The following is an 8,146-nucleotide window of genomic DNA, read 5'->3' as shown; positions in this document are numbered from 1 at the left end:
GCCGCGATCCGCGCGGGTGCGCCGTCCGCGCCGGCAAATAAGAGCGGCGCCGCGCAGAGCGAAAAGGGCTTTCCTGTGATCTGGCCAAAATCTGCGAGGTTTTCAAGCAGCAGGGTATTTTGTCCGAGCAGCGTTCGGTGTGCGAAAAGCCCGGCCGATTCCACCGGGTCGGGCGAAAGAGTATCGAACCCGATGCCTTTGCAGCGCCGCGCAGCGAGCCGGATGGCGAGCGCACGGGAGAAGATAGGAAATCCGGACAGGTAATCCGGTGTTTCCCAATAGCGGGACCAGCCGGTATAAAAAAGCAAAAAATCCGCCGCGGGAACGCCGTCAAGCGCATCCGGTCCGATTTCACCGGCATGGCCGGAGCAGTCGATTGCCCAGCCGGAGCCGGAAAAAGACGAGACCGCGTACTGATCGAGCGTTTTCCCCTCTGAGAACAGATGCGCGGGAGAATCGATGTGGGTGCCGGTATGCGAACCGAATGAAATCCCGGTTACCCGGCAGCCATCCGCCTCGATGGTACACAGCGGTGTGAGGACGGGGATGGGATCGCCGGGAAAGACCGGGATAGAAGAAGAAATCGGATGGGTCAGGTCAACCATTTGCATGATACCGCCTCCCTGGGCCAATAATAAGCATATATAAATTTAGTATAACACGCCGGATGGCGGGATACAAACCGGAAAGGGGAAACCGAAGATGCTGCAGCGCACATTTGTGGTTTTTTTGGCTATCCTGATGTTATTGTTCTGCGCGGTGCGGGTCACGGCACAGGAGAGCATGACCCTGCCGCCCGGCGGGCCGCGCCGGGTACCGATGCCGCTTCTTGAAGAGACGCTGGGGAATCAGTTCCAATGGATGGCAGTGACCCTGCCGCCGGAGGAATCGAAAGGCGTCCTGTTCCTAGATGGGCAGCGGCTGGAGCCCTACCGGATGATTTCCCGGGAGGAAGCGGGGAGACTGATGTTTTTCGCGGCGCCGGGCGTGCCAGTGACCATCGGGGTGGCGGCCGTTCCGGAACCACCCCGGGAAGAGATCCTGCGCATCCGCTGTATAAATCGGATTTTGTGACACATACTAGAACCGACCGGTTCGTATGAACCCAAGGAGGTAAATCATTATGATTGATAAAATCGCATTGCTTTTAACTGTCATCGGTGGCCTTAACTGGGGGCTGATCGGGATTTTCCAGATTGACGCCGTAGCCTGGCTGTTCGGCGGGCAGGGGAGTATCTTCAGCCGCATCATCTACACGGTGGTGGCCATTGCCGCCATCTGGTGCATTTCGCTCCTGTTCCGGCCCGACCCTTACGAAGCCCATAAATAAGAAAAAAAGAACCGCCCGCGGGCGGTTCTTTTTATTTGTGATTACTGAAACTGCGGGCCTTTGGCATCCGCGTTGACCGTGAGCTTCGCGGTGGAATCAACCGACTCGCCCGGACGCACCAAACGGCCGACGACAACAAAACGGGCCTGTTTGTAGTTCGCGGTGCCGGCGGCGCCGAACTTGTAGGTGCAGGTGGACATGGTGAAGATTTTGTCGCTGGCATTGACATCCACATCATAGTCATAGATCGAACGATCCTTCATTTCGGAAATCAGCTTGGTGAAATCGGTGTTGGTCATGTTGGGATGGATGTAAGCCAGGTTGGTATCGGTGTACATAACCGAAAAGACCTTAAAGGTCATGTTATCTTCGGGGGTGGAGAAGTAGAAAATCGGGTTCTGCTCGGCAAACGACTGATCGGAAAATTTGAGCAGTTGGGCAAACATGACCTCGTTCGGGTCATCCTGCGTACCGATCTGCATCGCTCCCATGTTGTGCCCGTAGATGACGGTGTTTTTCGACAGGGTATTGCGGTCGCCGAACTTGCACTCGTAATCCGCGTAGAAGCAACCGGGGAAGTAGTCCCGCTTCTGCGTGTCGCGGCGCAGATAGAACTCGTTGTCGGTGCCCTGAACGACCTCGTTATTAATGGTGGTGTTCGGGACATTGAGCCAGCCCACGACGTCATTGTTGAGGTTATAAGCCGCGTTCAGCTTTTCAAGCACTTCCGGAGCGGGGGCTTCGGGTTTCGCGATGGACGAAAGGTCAACGTCGCCGAGCGGGTTTACGAACGGCGGGACCCCGGAGGAGGAGCTGGGTACGGAGGAGGAATCCTCATCGGACGGTTTTGCGGAACGGTCACATGCCGTCATCGCGAACAGCATGACCAGCGCCAGCATCAGCGCAACAAGTCGGGTAGAAAGATGAAAATGTTTCATATACAGGCTCCTTTATGTGTACTGGATTATCTACATCATCCCGCAAAACGGGATATTGCTATACATCTTTTATGCCGGGGAGGAGTTGCTGACCGTGCCGTTGGCCGCGTCCACCTCCACAAAGGTGGAGGATTTGAGAATCTGGGTGGCGTTTTCCGCAAACACGATCACTGGAATATCCAGTGTCATGCCGACGATCGCCGCGTGAGAATTCATGCCGCCGCGCTCGGTGATGATGCCGGAAGCCTTCTTGAGGACCGGCAGCAGCGCGTTTGAGGTGTGCGGGATGACCAGGATGTCGCCGTCGTTGAAGTTGGCGAGCGCCTCTTCTTCGGTATGCGCGACGCAGACCTTGCCGACCGCGGTAAGCTTGTTGACTCCCTGCCCGCTGACAAGGATATTTCCGACTACATGAACCTTGAGCAGGTTGGTGGTGCCGTTGATACCCAGCGGGACGCCCGCGGTGATCACCACAAGATCGCCGTCCTTGACGAGGCCGGCCTCCTTTGCCTGCTGAACCGCGTGGGCGAGCAAGGCGTCGGTGTTCTCCTGAATCTGCGCTTTGAGCGGCGTGACGCCCCAGGAAAGGGCGAGCTGATAATAGGTGGAATCCCGATGGGTACAGGCGATAATCGGAATATCCGGACGGTATTTTGAGATCATCCGCGCGGTCGTACCCGAAAAGGTGACCGTGATGATGGCGGTTGCGTTCAGGTCGTAGGCGGTGGTGCAGGTGGCGTGGGAAATGGCGCTCGTGACGTTCGGCACGCTGTCGCTCTCCCGCATCTGGAACCGCTTGCGGTAATGGATCGACTGCTCGGCGCGTTCGGCGATCTGTGCCATCGTGCGCACCGCCTCGATCGGGTAATCTCCTGCTGCGGTCTCGCCTGACAGCATGACGGCGCTGGTACCGTCGTAGATCGCGTTAGCCACGTCCGCGGCTTCGGCGCGGGTGGGGCGGGGGTTATGCATCATGCTCTCCAGCATCTGGGTGGCGGTGATGACCATTTTGCCCGCCTGATAGCCTTTGCGGATGAGCAGCTTCTGAAAAACCGGCACATCCTCAAATGGGACTTCGACGCCCATATCGCCGCGGGCGACCATGATGCCGTCCGAAACACGCAGGATTTCATCGATATTCTGGACGCCTTCGGCATTCTCAATCTTCGCAATGATGCGGATGGTGTTGTTGCCGTGGCGTTCCAGCAGCTGCCGGACCTCCAGGATATCGGCCGCGCAGCGGGCGAAGGAGGCGGCGATGAAATCAAAGCCGGTTTCGATCCCGAAGATGATGTCGGCGCGGTCCTTTTCACTGATATACGGCATCGAAAGCCGCACGCCGGGGACGTTGACCCCCTTGCGGTCGGAGATAATGCCGTCATTGAGCACTTCACAGTGGATCTCGGGCGGGATCACCTCGGTGACCCGCAGCGCGATCGCGCCGTCGTTCAAGAGGATGGTGTCCCCCTGCTTCACATCGTCCACCAGCCCGGAAAAGCTGATGGAAGCGCGGTTTTCGTCTCCCTCGCATTCGGCAGCGGTCAGGATGAAGGGCTTGCCTTTCCGAAGATCGGCCTTGCCGCCTTTAAAAAGGCCGAGCCGGATTTCCGGCCCCTTGGTATCGAGCAGCGTTGCAACCGGGAGGTTCAGCTCCCGGCGCAGGCGGTCGACGCAGGAAAAGTTTTCCATGTGGGTTTCGTGCGATCCGTGTGAAAAGTTGAAACGCGCCACATTCATACCGGCCCCGATCAGTGCGCGGATTTTGTCCTCGCTGTTGGAGGCCGGGCCGATGGTGCAGACAATCTTGGTTTTTCTCAAAGGACACATACACCTCTATTCAAATTCTGGGACTGTATGTATGGGGGCCGACAGAAATTTCCCCGCTGCAAAAGAAAGGATATTATTATATAATATTAATCCATTGTGGCCGCCAAAGTCAAGGACTCCGGGAGAATTGCAGTCAAATACGGGCGCGCTGGCACACACCCCCACAATATATCTTTTTCAAGTATAGCATCATTTTTTCGGGTGTCAAATTGATCGGTAAAAAATTCATAAAACCTTTAAAAAGGAAAACTGCCCACCAAAGAATCTTTCTGCTTGCAATCTGGAAAAAGATGTGGTATTCTTTAACTGTACCAAGTGAACTAATACACAAGGAACGATTCAGAAAAGCATATGAAAAGGGGTGGAACTGTGCTGCAACTGGATTTGCAAAGCCGCCAGCCGATCTATGAGCAACTCATCCTGCGGCTGTCCGAGCTGATCGCGGTGGGCGCGCTCGCGCCGGACGCACAGCTGCCGTCGGTCAGGAACCTGGCACGGGATCTGGGCGTGAACCCAAATACTGTCCAGAAGGCGTACCAGGAGCTGGAACGGCAGGGAATCATATACTCAGTGGCTGGAAAAGGCAGTTTTATTGCATCTGGCGACCACGCGAATAAAATTCTTTGCGCGCAGAACCTCGGGAAAATCCGCGAGGCGGTCCGGGACGGCAAGCGTACCGGGCTTAGCCGCCGGCAGGTGGACGAGGTGGTCGATTCGGTTTATGAGGAGGATTTGAAACGATGATTGAGGCAAACGCGCTGGTCAAATGCTTCGGTGATTTCACGGCGCTTTCTTCGCTCACCACAACCATCCGGGACAGCTCAATCTACGGGCTGGTTGGCTCGAACGGCTCGGGAAAATCGACCTTCCTGCGGCTGGTCGCGGGTGTTTATATGCCGGATGGGGGTACCATCAGGGTGGATGGGGAAGAGGTCTACGAGAACACCGCGGTCAAAGACCGGACTTTTTTTGTGGCGGATGATCTGTATTTCCTTCCGCAGTCCAGCATGAACGACATGGCGAAGTTTTATAAGGGGATCTTCTCCGGCTTTTCGGACGAACGGTATGCAAAGCTCTGCACGATTTTCCCGCTCGATCCGAAAAAGAAGATCAATACCTTCTCAAAAGGGATGAAGCGGCAGGCCGCGCTTCTGCTGGGGCTCTCCTGCCAGCCTGACCTGCTGCTTCTGGACGAAGCGTTCGACGGGCTCGACCCGGTGATGCGCGGCGCGGTGAAGAAGCTGCTTTCGGATGACATCGCCGCCCGGGATATGACGGTCATCATCACTTCTCACAACCTGCGCGAGCTCGAGGATCTGTGCGACCACGTCGGGCTGCTGCACAAGGGGCAGATACTCTTCGAGCGGGAGATCGACGAGCTTAAGCTGGGATTTTGCAAGGTGCACGCGGCCTTTCCGCAGGGCGTGGACGACCAGATTTTCAAAAAGCTCGATATTATGCAGATGTCCCGCAGCGGAAGCCTTGTGAATCTTGTGGTGCGCGGGACGAGCGCCGACGCAGCCGCCTACCTGCTCGAACAGGGCGCAGTATTCGCGGAAGGCGTACCGCTCACGCTTGAGGAAGTATTCATTCATGAAATGGAGGCGGTCGGTTATGACTACAACAACATCATATTCTGAGCGCGGCCGGTTCCTTGGGTTGTATAAGAGCACCTTCCGCCGCAACATCGGCTTTTTTGCCCTGCTGTGCACCGTCATCGGCATCTTCTATCCGTTCCAGTACGCGATGGAGGCGTTTAAATCGGTCGACCTGGCCGCCGAGGCCATCCGCTACGACAACCCCTATTACCAATACAGTCTTGGCGGCCTTGGCCTGAACTATACCGGCATTTCCGCCTTCTTCTTCTCGGCGATCATGCTGGTCGCCCCGTTGGTGCTCGCGCTTGTGCTGAATGGCTACATGCACAGCAAAAAGGCCGCCGACGTCTACCATGCGCTGCCGCTGCGCCGCGAAACGCTGCTGGGGGTCAACTTTGCGGTCGCCATGAGCATGCTGTGGATCCCGGTGATCGTTTCAAACCTGCTTATTTCGCTGCTTCAGATCGCCAAATTCGGCTTCGATGCAGGCACATTCGGTTACCTGTGGCTGGATATGCTCGGTTGGTTCGCGGCATCCGCAACGATTTATATGGTGACCGCGTTTGTTTCGGTCTGTGTGGGTACGGTATTTGACGCATTTGTGTTTGCCTGTACACTGCTTATCTCCGGACCGGTGCTCAGCGGGCTTTTTGTGGGGCTCTGCAGCGAGTTCCTCTATGGATTTACAGCCAGCGATGCCTTCATGCGGATCATTTTCCTGCTTTCGCCGCTCACCCTGATGCCCGCGCGGTTCGCGTTTGAAAACCCATATGCGGGGATAGCGCCGCTGTCAAGATCGGTGGACGAAATCAGCGCCCTGACCGAAAGCAACATTGCTATTTTAGTCTACCTGCTGCTTGCGGCGGCGTTCTTCTTTGTGACCATGAAACTCTACCGCAAACGGCCGAGCGAAACCGCAGAGACCACCACCTCGAAAGGTATCCTGCAAATCCTTATCAAGCTGATCGGTACGATGATCAGCGGCATCTGCGTTGGATTCGTATTCTATGCGATTTCGTATCCGCGCGGGCAGATGCCGTTTGTCATGTGGACGATCATCGGCGGCATCCTTGCATACGCAATTATAGAAGTGATCCTCAATCGGGGCTTTAAAACGCTGGTAAAAAGCCTGCCGCTTGGTGTGCTGATGGTGGCGGTCACTGTGGGTGGGACGCTTATCCCAATGACCGGCGCGTTTGGTTATGAAACGCGCGTGCCGGATACCGCGAAGGTGACTTCGGCTGAGATCAACTATACTGGCCGTTACGATGGATATGCTGTCCGGGTGGGTCCGGATATAGATTATGACGGGGATCTGCGTACAAACAGCCTGCGCACAGTCACGCTGACCGATCCGCAGGCCATCGATGCGATACGCGCCTTCCATACCGACGCGGTCGGGAAAGGATACGACCGCGCCGGGTACATGGAGGACAGCGACGTGCCGGTCATGTGGACCAACACGGAGATCACCTATCGGCTGCAGGGCGGCGGCAAGCTGACTCGTACCTATAATGCAGTCGACGCGGAAACCATGTCGAAGCTCGCGCCGCTCGAAACGAACGCGGAGTTCCTCACCCAGCGGCATCCGGCATTCTTTACCGATCCCGCCAACATCATTGAATGGGAAATCTCCGACCTGTACGGTAAAAACCGGGTGAAGCACCTGCTGTCGCCCGCGGATTCCAGCGCGCTGCTCGAAGCGATCCGGACGGATCTTTCCGCGATGACGCTGGATGAGCTGCGGTATCCCACTGAAACGCCGGTGGCATATCTTTCCTTCACAGCGAACCTGCCAAAGACGCCGGCTGAACGCGCGGCAAGGTCTGGACAGTTCCTCATCTCCAGCGAGAAACAGCAGACCTATCAGTTCCTCAAGCAGAAGGGCCTGCTCAGCGGAATCGAGGTCGATCTCGATGACTGCGTCGCAGTGTCGGCGATTGTGGACAACGGCGCCGGCGGTGGGCGCTACCGCAACAACTATTCCGCGATCGCGCAGATGTCGCCTGGCGACTACCAGTTCTCCGCGCAGGAGCTGGAATACACCCGCGAAAACATCCGGAGTGAACGGGAAAATTGGACTGAAGAGGCGGAACGGATCGGAATGGAAGAATTCCTGCAATCCAGAGGCCGCTATGAAGTGACCGCGCTGTTTGAAAATCCGGGTGACATCCAGGCGATGGCGGACGCGATGGTCGGCAGCTATGCGGTTGGGGAACCGCTCGTCTACGCGAACTTTTATTTTGACGGCGCGGCCACCGGTACCCCGGTGCTGGTCCCGCTTTCCCGCCTGCCGGAACATATGCGCAGTCAGTTTGAAATGGAGACCTTCCTGAAAGGTTCCATTGCTCCCTGAATTTGATTCACCTCTCTCTCCAGCATAGAAAAAAGGCCCCTTCCGAAAGCTTTCGGAAGGGGCCTTTGCGCGTTCAGGATGAAAAGACGTTTTGCCG

At 56.5% G+C, this 8,146-nt stretch carries 8 protein-coding genes; 5 read left to right on the top strand and 3 right to left on the bottom strand.

Translation table 11 applies throughout. The features are described from left to right. Positions 1-611: cyclase family protein (locus tag DWV16_RS13995; protein WP_147349473.1), on the bottom strand; the 611-nt coding region annotated here is incomplete at its 3' end. A 91-nt stretch (positions 612-702) separates the two neighbouring features. Here DWV16_RS13995 and DWV16_RS13990 point away from each other — a divergent pair. Next, positions 703-1,074 carry a hypothetical protein gene (locus DWV16_RS13990; RefSeq protein WP_118479824.1) on the top strand — a complete coding sequence of 124 codons (372 nt, stop codon included), beginning with the start codon at positions 703-705 and terminating at the stop codon, positions 1,072-1,074. Positions 1,075-1,123: 49 nt separating this feature from the next. Continuing rightward, positions 1,124-1,330, top strand: a complete 207-nt coding sequence (locus DWV16_RS13985; protein ID WP_066453853.1) for a DUF378 domain-containing protein — start codon at positions 1,124-1,126, stop codon at positions 1,328-1,330. A gap of 41 nt (positions 1,331-1,371) precedes the next feature. Here the strand turns inward: DWV16_RS13985 and DWV16_RS13980 are convergent, their stop codons facing one another. Together DWV16_RS13980 and pyk are read right to left on the bottom strand one after the other, a co-directional pair. Next, entirely contained in the window at positions 1,372-2,268 is an 897-nt protein-coding gene (locus DWV16_RS13980; protein ID WP_066453856.1) for a class B sortase, read from the bottom strand. Between the two features lie 69 nt (positions 2,269-2,337). After that, positions 2,338-4,095 (bottom strand): pyruvate kinase, encoded by a 1,758-nt coding sequence (gene pyk, locus DWV16_RS13975; protein ID WP_066453859.1) that lies wholly within the window; start codon positions 4,093-4,095, stop codon positions 2,338-2,340. 369 nt (positions 4,096-4,464) lie between these two features. Between pyk and DWV16_RS13970 the strand changes: the two genes are divergently transcribed. From DWV16_RS13970 to DWV16_RS13960, 3 genes are read left to right on the top strand one after another with little or no spacing between them, the layout of a single operon-like run. After that, on the top strand, positions 4,465-4,839 hold the full coding sequence (locus DWV16_RS13970) for a GntR family transcriptional regulator (protein ID WP_079988034.1): 375 nt from the start codon (positions 4,465-4,467) through the stop codon (positions 4,837-4,839). After that, positions 4,836-5,735 carry an ABC transporter ATP-binding protein gene (locus tag DWV16_RS13965; protein WP_118479822.1) on the top strand — a complete coding sequence of 300 codons (900 nt, stop codon included), beginning with the start codon at positions 4,836-4,838 and terminating at the stop codon, positions 5,733-5,735. The genes DWV16_RS13970 and DWV16_RS13965 overlap by 4 nt, the downstream gene beginning before the upstream one ends. Continuing rightward, positions 5,710-8,049: a DUF6449 domain-containing protein gene (locus DWV16_RS13960; RefSeq protein ID WP_118479821.1), complete on the top strand. Its 2,340-nt coding sequence runs from the start codon at positions 5,710-5,712 to the stop codon at positions 8,047-8,049. Before DWV16_RS13965 ends, DWV16_RS13960 begins: the two co-directional genes overlap by 26 nt. Positions 8,050-8,146 lie beyond the last annotated feature (97 nt).

Origin of the sequence: Anaerotruncus sp. AF02-27 (assembly GCF_003465835.1) — a bacterium.
Lineage (GTDB): Bacteria > Bacillota > Clostridia > Oscillospirales > Ruminococcaceae > Anaerotruncus > Anaerotruncus rubiinfantis.
Note: the sequence above shows the minus strand (reverse complement) of the source record. Positions and strands in the feature narration are given on the sequence as shown.